Origin of the sequence: Ruegeria sp. A3M17, assembly GCF_003318255.1 — a bacterium.
GTDB lineage: Bacteria > Pseudomonadota > Alphaproteobacteria > Rhodobacterales > Rhodobacteraceae > Ruegeria.
In genome coordinates, this window is sequence record NZ_QOCF01000013.1 from 165,446 (window position 1) to 184,931 (window position 19,486).

Annotated in this window: 21 protein-coding genes; 8 read left to right on the forward strand and 13 right to left on the reverse strand. The window is 58.0% G+C overall.

All coding sequences use genetic code 11. The annotated features are described in order from the left end of the window. Positions 1-38: 38 nt before the first annotated feature. From DS906_RS07395 to DS906_RS07405, 3 genes are all read right to left on the reverse strand, one after another. Positions 39-362: a hypothetical protein gene (locus tag DS906_RS07395; RefSeq protein WP_113789561.1), complete on the reverse strand. Its 324-nt coding sequence runs from the start codon at positions 360-362 to the stop codon at positions 39-41. Between the two features lie 158 nt (positions 363-520). After that, positions 521-2,320, reverse strand: coding sequence for an ABC transporter ATP-binding protein/permease (locus tag DS906_RS07400; RefSeq protein ID WP_113789562.1), 1,800 nt, complete (start codon positions 2,318-2,320; stop codon positions 521-523). 79 nt (positions 2,321-2,399) lie between these two features. Continuing rightward, a complete protein-coding gene (locus DS906_RS07405) occupies positions 2,400-3,710 on the reverse strand; it encodes a LysM peptidoglycan-binding domain-containing protein (protein WP_113789563.1) in 1,311 nt (436 codons plus the stop codon). A 126-nt stretch (positions 3,711-3,836) separates the two neighbouring features. Here DS906_RS07405 and DS906_RS07410 point away from each other — a divergent pair, with 126 nt between their 5' ends. Beyond that, positions 3,837-4,388 carry a TIGR00730 family Rossman fold protein gene (locus DS906_RS07410; RefSeq protein ID WP_113789564.1) on the forward strand — a complete coding sequence of 184 codons (552 nt, stop codon included), beginning with the start codon at positions 3,837-3,839 and terminating at the stop codon, positions 4,386-4,388. A gap of 49 nt (positions 4,389-4,437) precedes the next feature. On the opposite strand, the gene DS906_RS07415 is transcribed toward DS906_RS07410, so the two are convergent. Continuing rightward, on the reverse strand, positions 4,438-4,890 hold the full coding sequence (locus DS906_RS07415; RefSeq protein ID WP_113789588.1) for a host attachment protein: 453 nt from the start codon (positions 4,888-4,890) through the stop codon (positions 4,438-4,440). A gap of 655 nt (positions 4,891-5,545) precedes the next feature. On the opposite strand from DS906_RS07415, the gene DS906_RS22460 reads away from it, so the two are divergent. Further along, positions 5,546-5,857 carry a hypothetical protein gene (locus DS906_RS22460; protein WP_233494720.1) on the forward strand — a complete coding sequence of 104 codons (312 nt, stop codon included), beginning with the start codon at positions 5,546-5,548 and terminating at the stop codon, positions 5,855-5,857. A 180-nt stretch (positions 5,858-6,037) separates the two neighbouring features. Here DS906_RS22460 and DS906_RS07425 read toward each other — a convergent pair whose 3' ends face one another. Next, positions 6,038-6,637: a superoxide dismutase gene (locus tag DS906_RS07425; protein WP_113789565.1), complete on the reverse strand. Its 600-nt coding sequence runs from the start codon at positions 6,635-6,637 to the stop codon at positions 6,038-6,040. Positions 6,638-6,738: 101 nt separating this feature from the next. Between DS906_RS07425 and DS906_RS07430 the strand changes: the two genes are divergently transcribed. Together DS906_RS07430 and DS906_RS07435 are read left to right on the forward strand one after the other, a co-directional pair. After that, positions 6,739-7,500, forward strand: coding sequence for an FkbM family methyltransferase (locus tag DS906_RS07430; RefSeq protein WP_113789566.1), 762 nt, complete (start codon positions 6,739-6,741; stop codon positions 7,498-7,500). A gap of 101 nt (positions 7,501-7,601) precedes the next feature. Further along, complete coding sequence (locus tag DS906_RS07435) at positions 7,602-8,000, forward strand: hypothetical protein (RefSeq protein WP_113789567.1); 399 nt, start codon at positions 7,602-7,604, stop codon at positions 7,998-8,000. Between the two features lie 42 nt (positions 8,001-8,042). Here the strand turns inward: DS906_RS07435 and DS906_RS07440 are convergent, their stop codons facing one another. From DS906_RS07440 to DS906_RS07450, 3 genes are read right to left on the reverse strand one after another with little or no spacing between them, the layout of a single operon-like run. After that, complete coding sequence (locus DS906_RS07440) at positions 8,043-8,609, reverse strand: sarcosine oxidase subunit gamma (protein ID WP_113789568.1); 567 nt, start codon at positions 8,607-8,609, stop codon at positions 8,043-8,045. Next, positions 8,602-11,616 (reverse strand): sarcosine oxidase subunit alpha family protein, encoded by a 3,015-nt coding sequence (locus tag DS906_RS07445; RefSeq protein WP_113789569.1) that lies wholly within the window; start codon positions 11,614-11,616, stop codon positions 8,602-8,604. Before DS906_RS07445 ends, DS906_RS07440 begins: the two co-directional genes overlap by 8 nt. A gap of 43 nt (positions 11,617-11,659) precedes the next feature. Continuing rightward, complete coding sequence (locus tag DS906_RS07450) at positions 11,660-11,989, reverse strand: sarcosine oxidase subunit delta (RefSeq protein WP_113789570.1); 330 nt, start codon at positions 11,987-11,989, stop codon at positions 11,660-11,662. A gap of 50 nt (positions 11,990-12,039) precedes the next feature. Between DS906_RS07450 and DS906_RS22465 the strand changes: the two genes are divergently transcribed. Then, complete coding sequence (locus tag DS906_RS22465) at positions 12,040-12,201, forward strand: hypothetical protein (RefSeq protein ID WP_233494721.1); 162 nt, start codon at positions 12,040-12,042, stop codon at positions 12,199-12,201. Positions 12,202-12,203: 2 nt separating this feature from the next. Here DS906_RS22465 and DS906_RS07455 read toward each other — a convergent pair whose 3' ends face one another. Beyond that, positions 12,204-13,448 (reverse strand): sarcosine oxidase subunit beta family protein, encoded by a 1,245-nt coding sequence (locus DS906_RS07455; protein ID WP_113789590.1) that lies wholly within the window; start codon positions 13,446-13,448, stop codon positions 12,204-12,206. A gap of 196 nt (positions 13,449-13,644) precedes the next feature. On the opposite strand from DS906_RS07455, the gene ccmI reads away from it, so the two are divergent. Genes ccmI through DS906_RS07470 form a run of 3 tightly spaced genes read left to right on the forward strand, consistent with a single transcriptional unit; the run spans position 13,645 to position 15,584 of the window. After that, positions 13,645-14,871: a c-type cytochrome biogenesis protein CcmI gene (gene ccmI / locus DS906_RS07460; protein WP_113789571.1), complete on the forward strand. Its 1,227-nt coding sequence runs from the start codon at positions 13,645-13,647 to the stop codon at positions 14,869-14,871. Next, positions 14,868-15,332, forward strand: a complete 465-nt coding sequence (gene ruvX / locus DS906_RS07465) for a Holliday junction resolvase RuvX (RefSeq protein WP_113789572.1) — start codon at positions 14,868-14,870, stop codon at positions 15,330-15,332. The genes ccmI and ruvX overlap by 4 nt, the downstream gene beginning before the upstream one ends. Before the next feature lie 18 nt (positions 15,333-15,350). Further along, positions 15,351-15,584: a DUF1289 domain-containing protein gene (locus DS906_RS07470; protein ID WP_113789573.1), complete on the forward strand. Its 234-nt coding sequence runs from the start codon at positions 15,351-15,353 to the stop codon at positions 15,582-15,584. 267 nt (positions 15,585-15,851) lie between these two features. On the opposite strand, the gene DS906_RS07475 is transcribed toward DS906_RS07470, so the two are convergent. Genes DS906_RS07475 through dusA form a run of 4 tightly spaced genes read right to left on the reverse strand, consistent with a single transcriptional unit; the run spans position 15,852 to position 19,295 of the window. Continuing rightward, on the reverse strand, positions 15,852-16,580 hold the full coding sequence (locus DS906_RS07475; protein WP_113789574.1) for an STAS/SEC14 domain-containing protein: 729 nt from the start codon (positions 16,578-16,580) through the stop codon (positions 15,852-15,854). Between the two features lie 33 nt (positions 16,581-16,613). Continuing rightward, positions 16,614-17,396 carry a hypothetical protein gene (locus DS906_RS07480; protein WP_113789575.1) on the reverse strand — a complete coding sequence of 261 codons (783 nt, stop codon included), beginning with the start codon at positions 17,394-17,396 and terminating at the stop codon, positions 16,614-16,616. Then, a complete protein-coding gene (locus tag DS906_RS07485) occupies positions 17,393-18,217 on the reverse strand; it encodes a sulfite exporter TauE/SafE family protein (RefSeq protein ID WP_113789591.1) in 825 nt (274 codons plus the stop codon). The genes DS906_RS07480 and DS906_RS07485 overlap by 4 nt, the downstream gene beginning before the upstream one ends. Positions 18,218-18,257: 40 nt before the next feature. Continuing rightward, on the reverse strand, positions 18,258-19,295 hold the full coding sequence (gene dusA, locus DS906_RS07490; protein WP_113789576.1) for a tRNA dihydrouridine(20/20a) synthase DusA: 1,038 nt from the start codon (positions 19,293-19,295) through the stop codon (positions 18,258-18,260). Positions 19,296-19,486: the final 191 nt, after the last annotated feature.

The following is a 19,486-nucleotide window of genomic DNA, read 5'->3' on the forward strand; positions in this document are numbered from 1 at the left end:
GGCGAACCCCAGGGTTCGCCATTTTTCTTTTCTAAGACTTAGTCGGTGAATACATATTCACCCAAATCACACAGATTCAGGCCGAAGTCTTCAGCCGACGATCCATCGTCGAACGCCCCCCGAATATCGTAGACACATGTGGTCAGACCATCCGCGATGACAACATCGATTTCATAATCGGGCGCGACATAGCCACCGCCTAGCAGGTTCCCCTCCCAGCTGCCGGAAGATGCAGGTGAGACATTGAACTCGACCAAATCGGCGCTGGATTCATTCACAACCAGAAATTCAAGATCCTCGGCAAATGCCGAAGTCGCCGTAAGAACAGTTGCGGCCAAGGCTGCTGCTGCACGCATTTTCATTAGATATTCCTTAAAATAAGGTCCGGCCAAAGAACCTGGCACCGTGACTTTAGGTGATTTGTCACCAAGGAAAATGAACGTCAAATTAAACTTGGAGGAATGAACGTATTTTTGCAGTGCTGTTCTGCCTGGTCTCAGGAGTTACCCTCATGACGGGATCAGGCGGCGTCCGCTTGCTGACGACTCCAAAGCTGCGCGTAACGGCCCTCGCGTTGCAAAAGCTGGTCATGGGTACCTTGTTCAAGGATTTCACCGCGTTCCAGAACAACAATGCGGTCCGCTTCGGCAATGGTGCTAAGACGGTGCGCGATCGTGAGCACGGTCCGTCCCTCACCAGCCCGCGCCAATGCGTCCTTGATGTCCTGTTCGGTATCCGTGTCCAACGCCGAGGTCGCCTCGTCCAACAGCAGGATCGGCGGGTTCTTCAGAAGGGTACGCGCAATGCCCACCCGTTGTTTCTCACCACCCGACAGCTTCAGGCCCCGCTCTCCAACCGTGGTGTCATAGCCTTCTGGCAACGTCACGATAAAATCATGGATCTGCGCAGCTTTGGCAGCAGTTTCGACATCTTCCTGAGTGGCCCCGTCTCGGCCATAGGCGATGTTGTACCGGATGGTATCATTGAACAGCACTGTGTCCTGCGGAACGACGCCAATGGCCGCGTGCAGGCTGTTCAGGGTCACGTCGCGCACGTCCTGCCCGTCGATCTTCAACGCGCCCCCGGTGACATCGTAGAACCGGAACAGCAAGCGGCCTATCGTTGACTTACCCGAACCTGTGGCACCGACAATTGCAACAGTCTGGCCAGCAGGTACCGTCAGCGATACACCTTTGAGAATCTCGCGGTCCTCATCATAGCCAAAGCGCACATTGTCCAATGTCACTTCACCACCTCTGACCACCAGATCTGGCGCGCCGGGTTTGTCCTGCACCTCGGTCGGTTGTTCCAGCAGGTCGAACATCTGTCCCATATCCACCAGCGATTGGCGGATTTCCCGGTAGACGGTGCCCAGAAAATTCAGCGGCACGGTGATCTGGATCATATAGGCGTTGACCATGACGAAATCGCCGACAGTCAGCGTACCCTGCTGCACCCCCATAGCCGCCAGAACCATCACGCCGATCAGCCCGCAAGTGATCAGAAGGGACTGACCAAAATTCAGGAATGCCAGCGAATACGCCGTCTTAAGCGCTGCTCCGGCATAGGCCTTCATCGACACGTCGTACCGTGCCGCCTCGCGCGATTCAGCATTGAAATACTTGACGGTTTCGAAATTCAGCAGGCTGTCGATGGCGCGTTGGTTGGCCTCGGTATCCTGATCGTTCATCTCACGGCGCAGCTTCACGCGCCATTCCGTCACCGCAAAAGTGAACCAGATGTAAAGCGCGATGGTGACAGCAACGACAACCAGATACCAGACGTCGAACAGCCACATCAAAATGATCGCGACCAGCAGCAGTTCCAGGATCAACGGACCGATGGAAAACAACAAAAAGCGCAGCAGGAATTCCACGCCTTTCACCCCGCGCTCGATGATCCGGCTCAGCCCCCCGGTGCGGCGCGTTACGTGGTAACGCATGGACAGCTGGTGGATGTGCTGGAAGGTCTCCAATGCCAGTGCGCGCAAGGCCCGCTGCCCTACCGGGGCAAAGGCCGCATCGCGTAACTGCTGGAAACCAACGGTCATCATACGTGCGACGCCATAAGCCACGGTCAGGCCAACAGCGCCCAAGGCCAGAGGCGGAACACCCTCGCCCGCCAGCCCATCGACAGCGCCCTTATAAAGGATAGGGGTATAGACGGCGATCAGCTTGGCCAGCACCAGCATGCCCATGGCCAGAACAACGCGTCGTTTTACCCAAGGCTCGTCCTCGGGCCACATATAAGGCGCAACCTTCCGGATCGTGCGCCAGCCAGAGCGGCGGTCGTCGGGCGTGGGCGTATCGGCTGAGGTCATTGGCGCTGCTCGTCTCATCACGTACCTGATCTGCGGTCAGAGATAGACCGCTGGCCCACCAAGGGCCAGCAGCAATAGTTCATTCCGGGATGGTGAATATCTGACCGGGATAAATCAAATCAGGATCGCGGATCGCGTCGCGGTTGGCCTCGAACAGCTTCACGTACAGGATACCATCACCGAACCGATCGCGCGAAATGGCCCAAAGCGTGTCGCCTTCCTGCACGGTGACCGCGCGGATCGGGGGCGTAACTGTTTCGCCCTCGGGCTCATCACTGGACTCTGCCGCGCGCAGTACTTCCAGCGGTTCGCGCTTGAACGGCGTTTCCAGCCGGCTGACCACGGTGCCATCCGTGGCGATCTCATCCACACGCAGGGTGTAGATCCCGGGGTCAATCCCTTCCAACTCGCTGCGCCATTTACCACCATCAACCAGCGGCAGATCGGCGACAAGCTGGTTGTCCAGATACAGCCGTACCGCAGACCCGTCCGGGACCCTGCCGGTAAGCTCTACGTCACCAACGTCGGAATAGCCGATCGTGTCCAAAGCCACCTCGTCCGAGGTGTTGGGTTCGGCAGTTGGGGATTGAACCAGTTCAACCCCGTCCTCACCCGAACGCAGAATGGCAACCTGTTGACTTTCAGCGTCTTCTTCAGTGGTTTCTTGAGACTGATCCGCAGACGGTTCCGCAGTTGCATCCGCCGTTTCAACATCACCTGTGGTTGTCGCTTCATCTGTTGGCTCTGACGAGGATGTGTCTTGCGTCTCTGCCGATCCATCACTGGTGGGCGCGGCGTCATCTGTTTCGGCGGCGGCGATCTGCTCGGTCGTCGGTTCCGGTTCAGGCAAGGCTGCAATCAAATAATCGTCGGAACGAACGGGTTGATCCTGGCCCGCAGTCTCCAGCGTAAGCCCGCGAGCATCGTCTGAGAATGGAATCGAAAGGAACTCGGCAAACTGACCGGTGTTGTCGACGGTAAAGCTGTGCACTTGCTCACCATCCAACAGGACACGAACATCCGTGCCTGGCTCTGCATTTCCGGAAAGAACGGTATTGCCGTCCGGCTCAACAAAGATCTGGTCCAGAGTCGGTGGCGCGGCACCCGGGTCGGCCTCGGCCGTTTCCGTCGCTGGTGCGGCCGCGGAATCAGATGGGTCGGCGGTTTCCGGTTTCTCAATTGCCGTGGTCTGATCCTCGGCCGGGGTGGAAACCGAACTGGCCTCTTCCGTGGTTTGAACGGCGGTGTCTTGCTGCGGTGAGGCCTCCTGAGGACCCGTCCCGAAGACGCCAGACAGGTACAACCCGCCCGCCCCGACCAATGCAACGATGCCGGCGATCACCCCCCAGGTGAATGTCCCGGAGCTTTCGCTTCCCGAATTGGAGTCCATTCTTTTCCTTTCGCTCCGCAGCGCAAGTGCTTTGAGTATAACACATTCTGCCTGACGGTTGAGCCAATCTATCAATCCCGCTATCACGGGTCAAAACACCATATACAAGCCCGGAGAAGCCATCCCATGTCTCAGAAATCTGTCTGTGTGTATTGCGGGTCACGAAATGGCGCGAATCCGGCCTATTCCGACGCGGCGCAACACTTCGGAACCCTTTTGGCCAAAGAAGGCTGGCGGCTGGTCTACGGGGCCGGGGATGTGGGGCTAATGGGCGAGGTCGCAAGGGCCGCGCAAGCCGCCGGTGGTGACACGTTCGGCGTCATCCCAGTGCACCTTCTGCAACGCGAAGTCGGCAAAACGGACCTGACCCGTTTCGTGGTCACCGAGACGATGCACGAACGCAAGAAGGTCATGATCATGAACGCCGATGCGGTCATTGTCCTGCCCGGCGGCCCTGGGTCGCTTGACGAGTTGTTCGAGGCGCTCACCTGGCGGCAGTTGGGCCTGCACGACAAGCCCATTCTGGTCATGAATGTGGATGGCTATTGGGATACGCTGCACGCGCTGTTGCAACAGGTCATCGGCCAAGGCTTTGCAGACGCATCGCTGTCGGACTTCATCACGTGGGTCGATGGCCCTGACGCTGCAATGTCAGAGCTCAGGAAAGTTCTCACTTAGGTTGGCCGGTATACGGGCGGTCACGACCGCCCGTTTGTTTTCGCCGAATTCAAGTCGCAGGGGCAAGGCGTTGTCGCAACACCTGTTCGACTTTATGAAGCGGATGATTGGTCAGGGTTTTATCAACCTCGGCAACCACTTTTCCCAGCACTTCGCTGTGCAACCGCCGACGCAGCAACCCCAGAACATGCGGGCTGGCCACCAGGACCAGACGTTTATAAGCCCCTTTCAAACCTTTACGGTTCAACAGGTTGGCGACATCCTGCACGAACAGGGATTTCGCGTGGGATTTCCACTTGCTCTCTTCCACGGCCGATTTCTGATGTGGCGCCGTGTCAAAACGGCGACCGGCCCGGTCCGAAGGCTTGGTCCTTGGTCCGTCGCTTTCTTCTACGGATACGACAACCAGATTGGGATCTTCAGCGTCGGTTATATTCTCCATGAACAGCGCCTTTTCCCCGTCAGCGATGACAACCCATGTTCCCTGTGCAAGTTCGACCATTTTGTTCTCCTGTAATGGCGTTTTTTTGGCCATCCCTCATGCGTCAGGCACAGCTTACCCTAGACGCGCCGAAGTCTTTCAGCGCGTTGCCTGACCGTCTTCTTAGTGGTTTGCGGTTCTCTCCCTCCGCATACTTTAGCTAGGTATTGCGGGGCGGCGTACAATAGGTCTCAATTCGAAAGTTGACGTATGGGCAGATTTCCACCGGTGGCGTCACAAGGCCGAATAAGGAACATCGAATGGCACTGTTCCACTGAAGTCAGCTATCCGAACAGAGGTGCTATTTCGGGTGTTGCGAAGAATGACAGGTATCTAATTCGGTTAGGGCGAATACCCCTCAATCTAACGGAGGTTTTGTCATATTTTTGATACAGTTCCGTGCAAGCGTAAGATTGTGATAGAACAAACCGTCATCCAATCATCGAAGCTACGCGTCGCCAGCATGCCTATCGTGTGGACCTGCTTGGGACTAATTTGGCCTTTACTTTACATTTTCGCAATTCACCCCGCTGACCATATCGGGACATTTATCAAAGCATTGTTCGCTCTTTGCGCTTTGGCGAGTGGTGCTATTGCAATGCGCGCAGGCCGAAGAATTTGGCGCGTTTTCAACACACCGGGCAATTGGAAAGTCACAATCGGCGGAGGCAGGCTAATGTGGGATGCAGCCATACCTTGCGAGAATTTACCGATGGATGTCGCACTCGGGTGTATTGTGAAGGCGCTGCGTTTGGAAACGAGCCGTACGGGTAGAGACAGCGATGGTGAGTACACCGAAACCAGCCAACGCTTCGAGCTTCATTTGACCGATGGCCGCGTCCTGATCTTTGATCGCGAAGCCACAGGCATCAACCCACACCGAGTATTTCTGGCGCTTGCACAAATTGGTATTCGTTATGAACTTTGGTCGCAGGATTGCACAAAGGGCAGCGTCAATATGTCGAAAGTACTTCAGCGCTCTTATTGAGATCTTTCAACGTCAAAACAATCTTTTATGAGCATCGCAGCATCATACACTTTGCGTTCCAACCAATCGTTCGATGTTGGTTGCAAGCGCGAAACAGGTACTAGAAACACCCAGCCAAACAGAAAAGACCTGCCAGCGTCACCGCCAGCAGGCCCTGATAAACCCTTATCGGGTTAACAATCACATCCGCGATGCAACGTTTTCCCAGTTCACCAGATTGTCGAGGAAGTTCGACAGGTAAGCCGGACGCTTGTTGCGGAAATCGATGTAGTAGGAGTGCTCCCACACGTCGCAACCCAGCAGAGCGGTTTGACCAAAGCACAGCGGGTTGACGCCGTTTTCGGTCTTGGTCACAGCCAGCGAACCATCTGCGTTCTTGACCAGCCATGCCCAGCCCGAGCCGAACTGACCGGCACCAGCAGCGCTGAATTGCGACTTGAACTCGTCAACCGAGCCAAAGCTTTCAGTCAGGGCTTTTTCCAGCTCACCGGGCATTGCGTTGCCGCCGGGGCCCATCATTTCCCAAAACTGGTTGTGGTTCCACAGCTGGCTGATGTTGTTGAAGATGCCGTTTTGCGCGACGGCATTTGCGTCGTAGGTGCCAACGATGATCTCTTCCAGCGACTTGCCGTCCCACTCGGTGCCGGCGATCAGCTTGTTGCCGTTGTCGACATAGGCCTTGTGGTGCAGGTCGTGGTGATATTCCAGTGTTTCCGCGGACATACCCTTGGCTGCCAGCGCGTCATGTGCATAAGGAAGATCAGGAAGTTCAAAAGCCATATCGGCCCCCTGTTAAAAATGTAAGTTGCGGTTCCCAAGGTTAAATGCTTTGGCAGCCGCCGCAGGTCAAGAGCCGAGACAAGAAAACCCGGAGGCAGGCGATGCTTACACAGGCGCGCAAGATGTTTTACCGCGCCCGCGGATACTATGCGGGCCAGTTGAATGGCGAGCCGTTTCGGCTGGACCCTTATCATTCGAAATTTTGGCGCAAGGCGTCTGATGGCAAGTGGGAGCCTGAAACCTTCGCGGTACTCGACCGGTATCTGTCGGCAGATCGGGATTATCTGGACATCGGCGCGTGGATCGGCCCCACGGTCCTGTACGGTGCCCGCAAGGCGCGGCACGTCTGGTGTTTCGAACCGGACCCGACGGCTTTTCGGCATCTGGCCTGGAACCTCGACCTGAACAACATCCACAACGTTTCGGCCTTTGGCGTTGCGTTGTCGGACCAGTTCGGAGTGGCCCGCATGGCGTCAGTGCGCGGCGAGCCGGGCGATTCCACCAGTTCACTTTTGCATGACGGAACACATGGCAACGACGCCTTGACGATCGCATGGGACCAGTTCGAGGCCGCGAATGACCTATCGGGTGTATCTCTGGTCAAAATGGATATTGAGGGGGCTGAGTTTTTTGTGCTGCCGACGATCCTGCCCTGGTTGAAACGGACACGACCTACTCTGTATCTCTCGCTCCATTCGCCTCTTTTAGCCGAAGAGGACAGGTACCAACGGACATCGGACCTGCTGAACAGTCTCTCCTTTTATTCTGAAATTACCGACGAAACCGGGCGCCCGCTGGATGTTCAGAAAGCGCTCAGCCCAACGGAAATGACACGGTACCGTACGATTTTGTTTACTGGATAGAATGCGGCCATTAGCCCTGTCGAAGTAGGTGTTTCCCCGCTTGCAACCCAAGCGTGAGCTTGCTGAAGTGCACCCACGGAATAGTTTGAAGGATAACAAAAATGAAAGCTTCGCTTACGGCGATTGCTGCGATGATCGTTTCCGCGCAATCAGTTTTGGCTGGTACCGTCGAATACAAATGTGAAATCACGAAGCCGGATGGCCATGGTTGGATCGCGCCCGAGTATTATTTTCAAGTAGATACTGACACACGTGAGGCCAAAGTTGTCAGCGGTCATCACGATTGGACCAGCGCTCAACTCAAAGTGAAAAAAAGTGGCGAATATCGCATGCTTTGGAACGTCACCCTCCGGTCAAGCGAAGGGCAAAATCTGCGCATGAAATATCAGGCAAATCTTAATTCAGCAAAAAACACTGTCAAAGTTCGCGCCAGTTTTGCGCATACAAGCGCTGCCAACAAACCTTATGGATCTGGAGTTTGCAGCGTATTCACCGGGTAAAGAAAGCCCCGGCTTAGCCGGGGCTTTTCTGTTCACTTCGGTTCAGTAAACCCCAACTTCACTGCCGGGCTGCGCCGCAACTTTAAGCAGCGTGAACACGTAGTCAGCGGCCGACCGGAAGCAGACAACGCGGAAGGTTTCGGCGTCATCCATCCAGAATGCCCCGGCCACCTGCGCCAGGCGCGAGCGGCGGATTTGACCTGGCTGAAATTCCTCAGCCGACAGCTCGACCGGGGCAAGTTTGCCCAGAACCTCACGCGCATTGCTGCCCGAGATACTGAACACCGCGCGGGCGTCCGAGACGTTGACGGCCAACGCGTGTGTACCGCTCAGCGCGTTGGTCATTGCGGCCAGTTTGGCCTCAACCTCGGCGTAGGGAACAAGCACCAGCAATTCATCGGTGGACATCCAGCAGACGCCGGACTCACCGTCGACCAAAGCTTCGCGCTGACCGGGCATCTTCTGACCCGTTGCGTCCTTGACCACTTTTGCCAACACCTTATCGGACAGGTCGCCGCGCAAGGTAATCATGCCCTGCAGGCCACATTCCTGGACCTTGGCAATGCCGTCATAGCTTGCGTGGTTCAGTGCGCTAATGGGTTCAGACATTCTGCTTCTCCCCGTCCTTATCGAAGAAGATCGGGTCCACGATCTTAGCTTTGTAGGTTTTGCCATCGGTGCCCGGGAACTCGACGATCTCGCCCATGCGGTCGGGACCGTGCTTGATCAGACCCATGGCGATGCCCTTACCCAGATTGGCCGAGTAATAGGTCGAGGTCACGCGCCCGATCATGTTGCGTTGACCATTGGCGTTGACGCCCTCGCCGACTGCGTAAGCTCCGTCAGGGATGACAGAACCATCCACAGTCTCAAGCCCGACCAGTTTCCAGCGGTCCGGATCGGCCATGTGGCTGCGCGAATGGGCACGTTTGCCAAGGTAGTCCTCTTTCTTTTTCGAAAGCGCCCAGTGCAGCCCCAGATCCTGTGGGATCACGGTGCCGTCGGTTTCGTCCCCGATCATGATAAAGCCCTTCTCGGCCCGCAGGATGTGCAGACATTCGGTGCCGTACGGCATCACTCCGAATTCCTTACCTGCCTCCATCAGAGCGGTCCAGAAGGCTTGCCCCTGGCTGGCCGGAACCGAGATTTCGCAGCTCAGTTCACCTGAGAATGAAATCCGGTAGACTCGGCAATCGAAACCACCGATCTGCCCGTCGCGCCACTCCATAAAGGGCAGTGCCTCGGGGCTGACATCCATGCCGCCCAACTTTTCAAGCACCTTCCGAGCGTTGGGGCCGACCACTGCCACCTGAGCGTATTGCTCGGTCACGTTGGCGACGTAGACCTTCCAGTCCCACCACTCGGTCTGCAGCCATTCCTCCATATGGGCATGGATGCGTTCCGCTCCGCCGGTGGTTGTGTGGCACAGCCAGGTGTCCTCGTCGATGCGGGCGACAACGCCGTCGTCGATCAGGAACCCGTTTTCCGAACACATCAGGCCATAACGGCATTTGCCGATCTTCAGCGTGGACATCATGTTGGTGTACATCATGTCCAGGAATTTGCCGGCATCGGGGCCTTTGACGATCAATTTGCCAAGTGTCGAGGCATCCAGCAAACCGAGATTGTCGCGGGTGTTCTTCACCTCGCGGTTCACTGCATCGTGCACGGATTCATCGGGTCGCACATAGGCATAGGTCCGGCGCCAGTGACCAACCGGTTCCCAATCGGCGCCGTTCTTGTCGTGCCAGCCATGCATCGGTGTTTGGCGGATCGGCTGAAACACCTCACCCCGCGCTTCGCCGCCAATCGCACCCATCGAGATGGGGGTATAGGGCGGGCGGAAGGTGGTGGTGCCAACCTTCGGGATTTCCGAATCCAACGCATCAGCCAGGATCGCCAGACCATTGATGTTGCTCAATTTACCCTGATCCGTCGCCATGCCCAGCGTGGTGTAACGCTTTGTATGTTCGACGCTTTCATAGCCTTCGCGCGCAGCCAGCTGCACGTCCGAGACCTTGACGTCATTCTGGAAATCCAGCCACGATTTCATGCGCAGCTGCACATCGGCGTTCGCGGGCATCAACCAGACCGCTTCCATAGCAGCCTCTTGCGTGGTCTCACCAACCGGAGCCTTGGTGTTTTTGGGCTTGAAGCCAGCCGCCTTGGCAGCCGCTTTGCCTGCGGCATGTGCGTCAGTTAGCACATCACCCAGCGCCAATGGGCCATTTGAGGCACCTGCGGCCACAACAAACCCTTCGCCATTCGCGCCCAGCGGAGGGCGCGCAGGATCGGGGCGGAAATGTGCGTTTGCGTCGTCCCAGATCAACTTGCCACCGCAATGCGACCACATGTGAACAACCGGAGACCAGCCGCCCGACATGGCAATCGCGTCACACTCAACTTCTTCGCGAGCGCCACCGATGCCTTCCTGATTGCTGATCTCGACCTTTTTGACGCGCTTGCCGCCTTTAACTTTGGCAATGGCCTTGCCGGGGTCGACCCGGATGCCAAGCTGTCGCGCCTCTTCGGCCAGCGGTCCGGCTGCAGCGCGCGCATCGATCACACGCAGAACATCAACACCTGCCTGTTTGAGGATGATCGCTGTGCGATAAGCGTCGTCATTGTTGGTCGCAACGATCACACGTTCGCCCGGGGTGACGCCCCAATTCACCACATAGTCGCGCATGGCCGCGGCCAGCATGACGCCCGGAACATCGTTGCCCGCAAAAGACAGGGGGCGTTCGATTGCGCCTGTCGCGGTGACGACCTGCTTGGCCCGGATACGCCACAGGCGATGGCGTGGACCTTGTGTGCCCGGTTTATGGTCGTTCAGACGCTCATACCCCAGCACATAACCATGGTCGTAGACGCCCGCGCCCATGCAGCGGTTGCGCATGATAACGTTGTCCATTGTTTCCAGTTTGGAAACCAATTGTTCCACGAACTTATCCACAGGTTCATCATTGATGGTCCCGCCATCAACCGGAGCGCGCCCACCCCAATGCGCGGTTTGCTCGATCAGCAGAACCTTGGCGCCGGTCTCGGCCGCCGCCTTAGCCGCCTGCAACCCGGCGACACCGCCACCGATCACCAGAACGTCGGTGAAGGCATAGAAGTGCTCATAGGTATCTGCGTCGCGGTTGTCCTTGTCGGGTGCTTTACCCAGACCGGCCGACCGCCGGATGATCGGCTCGTAGACGTGTTTCCAGAATGGCTTGGGGTGGATGAACGTCTTGTAATAGAAGCCCGCTGGCAGGAACCGCGCCAGTGCAGTGTTCACCGCACCGATGTCGAATTCCAGGTTCGGCCAGTGGTTCTGTGAAATTGAGGTCAGACCGTTGAACAGCTCGGTCGTGGTGGCGCGCTGGTTCGGCTCGAATCGGTTGCCCTGCCCCAGGCCGACCAGAGCGTTCGGCTCTTCCGCGCCGCTGGCCACAACACCGCGCGGGCGGTGGTATTTGAACGACCGGCCCATCATCATCTGATCATTGGCCAGCAGGGCCGAGGCAAGCGTGTCGCCCTCGTACCCCTGCATCGAAGTGCCGTTGAAGTTGAATGTGACCTGTTTCGACCGGTCAATCAGCCGGCCTTGTTTTGCGAGACGGGTGCTCATGTTGCGAACCTTTCGCAGGCGGAATTAGGGATGGCGGCGCGGATCATTCGTACTCTCTCCACGTCCAGCCAGGGCGCTTTGCAGTGATCGCGTCCTTGAGTTCTTTCGGCGGCTCGGTGGTCTGGGCGGAATAGGTTCCGAACACTTCGAGCGTTTGCGTGCAGCGTGCGGCGTGGAACCACTTGCCGCAGCCGTTGCTGTGGCGCCAGCGTTCGAAATGAACGCCTTTGGGGTTTTCACGCATGAACAGGTAGTCGTGGAATTCGCCATCCGACGAGCCGGGACCGAAGCGTTTCAGATGCGCCTCACCTCCGCCGGACAGTTCAGATTCTTCGGCGTCGACGCCGCAATACGGGCAGTTCAGGATCAGCATGAGGCTACTCCTCGCTTGAATTCTTTGGACCACACGCCCAGATTGTAGGCATGGATATTTTGACCATTGTATTGACCGTAGTCGGCACGCTCGTCTTCTTTGGCCTGATCGCCTTTTTCATTTTCCGATCCGAGGAAACGAAAACCATCAAACCAAGATCTGACAGCCCGAATAGTTCCGAAACGATTCATGGGGCACATTGGGGCGACTGACATCAGTGTGCCACCCCGGCCGCGACGCTTTCGTCGATGAAGCGGCCCTCTTTGAAGCGGTCCAGCGAAAAGGCTTCGGTCAGCGGTGAGTGACCTGTGGCCATCAGCTGCGCCATGCCCCATCCCGATCCAGGGATCGACTTGAAGCCACCGGTGCCCCAGCCGCAGTTGATAAAGCAACCGCCCAGTGGCGTTTTCGACAGGATCGGAGACCGGTCACCGGTCATGTCCACAATCCCGCCCCACTGGCGCAGCATCTTCAGGCGCGAGATCATCGGGAAGGTTTCGACCAGTGCGCGAACGGTTTCCTCGATATGATGGAAGCTGCCGCGCTGCGTGTAGTTGTTGAAGGCGTCAGTGCCGCCGCCGATCACCATCTCGCCCTTGTCGGACTGAGACATATAGCCATGCACGGTGTTGGCCATCACCACCACGTCCATGCAGGGTTTGATCGGCTCGGATACCAACGCCTGCAAGGCAATCGCCTCAAGCGGCAAACGGAAGCCCGCCATCTCGGCCAGCTGACCGGAATGGCCCGCAACCACCATACCTAGCTTGTCACAGTCAATCGAACCTTTGGTGGTATCGACACCGACAACGCGGCCATTCTCGGACCGGACGCCTTTGACTTCGCATTGCTGGATGATGTCCATGCCCATCGCGGAACAGGCGCGCGCATAGCCCCAGGCGACAGCGTCGTGACGCGCTGTGCCGCCGCGTTCCTGCCACAATGCGCCCAGAACCGGATAGCGCGGGCCGTCGATATTGATGATCGGCACCAGCTCTTTGACGCGTTCAGGGGTGATCCATTCGGTCTGAACACCTTGCAAAGCGTTGGCATGTGCCGTGCGCTGATAGCCGCGAATTTCGTGATGCGTCTGGGCCAGCATCATAACGCCACGGGGGCTGAACATGATGTTATAGTTCAGGTCCTGACTCAGATCCTCGTACAAGCTACGCGCTTTTTCGTAGATCGCTGCGGAAGGGTCCTGCAGGTAGTTCGAGCGGATGATGGTCGTGTTCCGACCGGTGTTACCACCGCCCAGCCAGCCTTTTTCGATCACGGCGACATTCTGGATGCCGTAGTTCTTACCCAGATAATAGGCCGTGGCCAGACCATGACCGCCCGCACCGACGATGATCACGTCGTATTTTTTCTTGGGTTCGGGCGAACGCCAGGCGCGTTCCCATCCGGTGTGATAGCGCAGTGCTTCGCGCGCTACAGCAAAGGCTGAATAGTGTTTCATAGGCGAATCCATCCGGTTCGGTGATTGCGCGAAGATATGCCGCGTAACGCCAGCGCGCCCCTGCCGCTCAACGCCGTAATATCGCACTATTGCGACATAGGCCCCATTATTGCGACACGAAGTCGGCCAGCGGCCATTTGTCCCTTTTGTCGGCCCGCCGAGAGGTCTAAGTCAGGGCAGCCAAATCGGAGAAACCATGTCGTTCTGGGCCCTGATCATCCTAACAGCTGCCGTGACTGCAGTGTTCCTAGGCTATTCCATCCTGCGAACGCGCGACGCACGCGAACCCGCAGCGGCCTATGACCTGCGCGTTTATCGCGAACAGCTGGCGAGTGTCGACAAGGATCTGGCCCGAGGTGTCATCGGCGAAGCCGATGCCGAGCGTGTTCGCACCGAGATTTCGCGCCGTATTCTGGCCGCAGACGCCCAAATGCAGGCACGGTCGACCCGACCGGGACCGCCACTTTGGGCCTCGGCCACCGCGATCGCAGCCGTGGGTCTTATCCTGGTCGGCGGTGCGGCCTGGATGTACGATCGGATGGGTGCGGCGGGGCTGCCGGACCAACCCCTGTCGCTGCGTATTGCGCAGGCGGAAAACTTGCGCGCGGAACGCCCCAGCCAGGCTGAATTCGAAGCCACCACAACACCAGCCCCCCTGCCGCAGCTGGAAGAGAGCTATGCGGCGCTTTTGGAGCAGTTGCGTGAAACCGTCGAAGCGCGCCCTGATGACCTGCAAGGCCATATCCTATTGGCGCAACACGAAGCGAACGCAGGCAACTTTCCGGCCGCATACAAGGCCCAACAACGTGTGATCGACCTGTCCGGTGACGCTGTCCCAGCAGATGCTTATTCGCATCTGGCTGAAATGATGATCTTGTCGGCGGGTGGATATGTGTCCCCCGAAGCCGAAGCTGCATTGCGCGAAGCGTTGAAACGCGATCCGCGACATGGCCCGGCACTGTATTATCTGGGCCAAATGATGGTGCAGGTCGGGCGCCCCGACATAGGGTATCGCATCTGGACCGACGCATTGCGCAACGCACCAGCCGGCGCGCCATGGGTCGACGCAATTCTGGCGCAACTGGATGAGCTGGCCTTCCGCGCAGGGGTGTTCAACGCGCCCGAGGTTGCGGCCCCCACTGGACCCGGCCCAAGCCAGGATGACGTCGAAGCCGCCGCTGCGCTGACCCCGGAAGAACGACAAGAGATGATCCGAGGCATGGTCAACCAGCTTTCAGACCGGCTGGCCACCGAAGGTGGCGCGCCCGAGGATTGGGCCCGTCTGATCGCGGCACTGGGCGTTCTGGGCGAAGGACAGCGCGCCATCGACATCAGGAACGAAGCTATGGCAGTCTTTGCCGGAAACGCCGATGCGCTGGAGATCATCGACGCTGCCGCACTTCAGGCAGGTATTGCGCAATGATTTACGACGAGTTCGAAGACTTCGCCGCTGCATTATCCCCCATGACCGCCTTGATGGGGCTGGATCTGGGCGAAAAGACCATCGGCGTGGCCGTGTCCGACCGGATGCGCGGCGTGGCAAGCCCGCTTGTGACCGTGCGGCGCAAGAAATTCACCTTAGACTCGGCCCGCCTGCTGGAAATAATCGCGGACCGAGAGCTTGGTGGCATCATACTCGGCCTACCCAAAAACATGGACGGCACCGAAGGCCCCCGCTGCCAATCGACCCGCGCTTTTGCCCGAAACCTGTCACGCCTGACCGAGGTTTCAATCAGCTTCTGGGACGAACGGCTAAGCACAGTCGCGGCGGAAAAGGCACTTCTTGAGGCGGATACGTCACGAAAACGTCGCGGACAGGTTATCGATCACGTTGCGGCAGGCTATATTCTACAAGGGGCGCTGGATAGGCTGCGCTTTCTTTAAGGGCAACGGGGTACACCGATGACAAACATGGTCTGGAAAAGGAACGAGGTCGAAAGCCCTTGCATCCAGATATGCGTCGTGCACCCGACCGAGCGCATCTGCACCGGCTGTTATCGAACCATTGATGAGATTACGCGCTGGTCGAAAATGGATAGCATTGAGCGCGCTGAAATCATGGAAGATCTGCCTGCGCGCAAACCTCGCCTCGCCAAACGGCGCGGTGGACGGGCTGCGCGTTTGAACAAATCCTGATATCCACTTCTGGCTTTTAGGCTGAATTCGCGCCGCTGCGGGTTGGTCTGAACTCCGAGGGGGGATCAAGTTCGAAGACATGCGTAAGTGAGTGGCAACCCACAGCAGCGCCTTTCAGCAAAATGGTCTTCCGACGTGGTCAGGCGGAAGAACAACACAGGTTTAAGCGTTTTTTGACCAACCGATCAAGAAAAATTGAACGGTCGGTAAATTAACCTTACGTAATGGTTAAGTCAGGCGAGAACTGACGTCTTGATCAGGGTCTCCCTACCCCGCTGCAAGCCAGGATTTTGCGTTTTCGAAATCCTCAGACGGGAAGAACTGCGTGCGAGCACCCAGAACATGACTGGCGACACGCTGGGCCATATGCTGCCACGCTTTATCCCCGACGATGGCGGCGCGATCAAGCATTCCTACATGCCCTCGGGCCAGGCGGAAATGCGCGGCCAGTGCGGTCAGCCCCTGCCAACCGTCAAACTCGCGCAAGTCGATCAACAGACGGAACCCGTTCTTCGAGCTTAGCAAGGTATCCAGATCACGCTCAGCCTGCTGGTATTCTTCGGGGTCCAGTTTGCCCATCAGGCTGATCTGCACGCAGGGTCCACCCAGATCGGTCACATGGATGGCCCCCAGCGACTCGCGCATCCAACGGCGCGCGGCCTCAAGTTCCGAAAGTTCGAACACCTGAACGGGGCATGGCAGGATCGGCGCGGCCAGACGGATGCTGGTCTGCACCCAGCCCTGATCAGCCGCAACCGCGATACGGTCAAACCCGCGCCAATGACTGAGGCCCAGCTTGGTATCGGACCATGCCGCCCCAAGGTCGTAGCCTTTGAACTCTGGCTGCACGATTGCCAACAGACGCACCGCATCATGAGCTTCTAACGCCGCTTCGATCGCAGGGACCAATGTCTCGCTGTAATCTTTACTCGTCACTTCACCGGACAGCTCGACCTCAATCTGGGCCCCGTCAGAATGCGTATGAACCGTAATCATCGAAAACCTCCAAACCTGAATAATGGCAACAGGTTACGGGGATTCGACCCACACGGCTACTCCCCCCGCGCATTCCGGACGAAAATAGGCGATCATCCGTCCATCCGGCCCGGCGGTCGCCGCTTTGGCCCAGGGTGCGACACCGTGCAGGCAGTGGCGATGCAGCAGGTAGGCTTCACCCGGCTTCGCTGGCAGCTCGATACGGGGGCAGGTTTCAAACACCTCTCGACGGGCGGTCTGATAAATATCGGTGATGTCGATCTGGTGAAGGCTGTCCTTGGGCTGGCCTTCCATGGCACGCGCAAAGGCTGCCCCCAGTATCTTGTGGCTGCCCTCCCACAGAACCATCGGCGCGGCATCCGCACTGGCCTCGGTCAACGGGATGCCCAGAATCCATGCGTGTGGCTCATCCACCCGGCGTCGGCGATCCGGCCCCATAGGCCGTAACCCGTCCACATGCGCCGCGTCACGGTTTCGCCGGTATCTGCTGGCGGCTTCGTTTTCGCCACGACGCGGGCGGGGATAACCGGGATAAACGACCGAGACCTGCCCCTTGTGCAGCGGCAACCGCCCGTAATGTTCGGCGATAAAGTCTATGGCCTGACCTGACAAAAGGTCTGATTGCCCCACCCTGCCCTCTGGATCGTTATCCAGCGCATCCACACCGATGAACCACGTGCCTTCGCAATCCAGCCATTCCGCATAGGTTGGATCTGTGACCGAGGCGCGGGCTTGCGGCAAAGCGTGTTCGACCCATTGGGCAAGTGTCGGATCGTGTGGAAACCTGATCCAGCCCTTGTCCCAAAAATCGGTCATAGCCCCAGCGCCTTGCGAAGCATGTTCAGGGCGACCAGCGTCAGAAACACCGCAAACACGCGCTTCAATGGCTTGGGGTCCATCGCATGCGCCAGTTTCACACCCCACGGCGCGGTAATCATGGTCATGGTCACGACAATTGCAAATGCTATCAAATTAACAGCGCCAATTGTGAATGGTGGGCGGTGTTCTGGTGCTATGTCCAAGAATAGGAAGCCCAGAACTGAAGGCACGGCGATGATCACGCCAAACCCGGCCGCCGTTGCAACCGCCCTGTGGATGGGTGTGTTGAACAGGCTCATCAGCGGCACGCCAAAGCTGCCGCCGCCAATGCCCATCAGAACAGAGAGGAACCCGACCGAGGGCGACAAAACGGCCCGCTTCACGCCTTTTGGCATCACATCACCAAGCCGCCATTCCGATTTGCCTAAGCCCAGGTAAGCGCCGATGACCATACCCAACACTCCGAACAACGCCTGCAACGCTTCGGTTCGTAGCGCCGAGGCGACCAGCACGCCGACAATGGCCCCCACTGCAATTCCTGGCCCCCAGCCGCGCAGGATATCCCAGTCCACCGCGCCTTTCTTGTTATGCGCTAAGACGGATCGCAGTGAGGTGATGATGATAGTTGCCAGCGAGGTCGCAAGACACAACTGCATCAATTGCGGGCCGCCGTATCCAAGTGTTTGGAACGCATAGAAAAACGCGGGCACCAGAACGATACCGCCACCGACACCCAGCATTCCGGCCAAGACACCGGCCAGCGCCCCGATTACAAGCAAAAGGCCCAGCATCTGGGCCAGTAACATCGTCTCGGGCATCATCCCCCCAAACCGGCCAACTGGCCGTATCCTGTTGCTGTCAAACCTCTGCCAAAGGCGCGATGCTGTCCAGCGCCCGCAGCATCACCTCGGGGCCTGCCCCGTCGTGAACCGCTCCCTCGGACAGGGACCGCCTCCACGCGCGCGCACCGGGACGACCGGCAAACAGGCCCAGCATGTGACGCGTGATCTGGTGCAGACGACCGCCCCCGGCAAGGTGGTTTTCGACATAGGGCACCATTTTGTGAACGACATCAATAGGATCAGCCACCTGCCCGCTGCCGAAGATCATGGCATCCGCCTGGGCCAGAATATCCGTGGGTTGGTGATAGGCCGCGCGGCCAACCATGACACCGTCCAGCCCGGCGTCCAGTTGCGTCTTTGCTTGTTCCAGAGACGTGATTCCGCCATTGATCGAGACATGCAGGTCCGGGAACGCCGCTTTCATCCGATGCACAAGATCATAGTCCAAGGGCGGGATATCCCTGTTTTCCTTGGGGCTAAGCCCTTGCAGCCATGCTTTGCGCGCGTGAATTGTTACGCGTCGGCATCCGGCCGCATGAATGGCTTGCAGAAATTCAGGCAGGACCTGTTCCGGATCCTGATCATCGACCCCAATACGGCATTTGACCGTCACGTCGACATCAACAGCATCGCGCATTGCGGCAACGCAATCAGCAACACGGGCGGGGTCTTGCATCAAAACAGCCCCGAATGTACCCGATTGCACCCGATCCGAGGGACAACCGCAGTTCAGGTTGATCTCATCATACCCCGCTTGCGCGCCCAGCCGGGCCGCCTGCGACAGTTCCTTTGGGTCAGAACCGCCCAATTGCAGCGCGACGGGGTGTTCCTGCGAACTGAAGTCCAACAAATGCAATGCGCCACCTCGCACCAACGCCGGGGCGGTTACCATTTCCGTGTATAGAAGCGTCTGCTGGCTCAGCAGTCGGTGCACAAATCGGCAATGCCGGTCTGTCCAATCCATCATGGGTGCAACCGACAGCCTCGCGGCCTTGGTGACAAGGCCTGTTGAAGCCGACCGGCGCTTTAAAACAGGGTTTGACGATGCGGTCATGGATGGGTCTCGGTGTACACTGAATAGGTGGCTTACTGCACCGGACGGCGTTTCGCAACCAAGGGCGAACTGTGGTCAAGACGCGCACCTAGAAGACGCTCCACCAACAAAGAAAGGGCAGGTCTTTCGACCTGCCCTGCGCGATAGCACCGATTGGGAGGAGTAGGTGCGCCTCGCGGCGTTTGCTTACT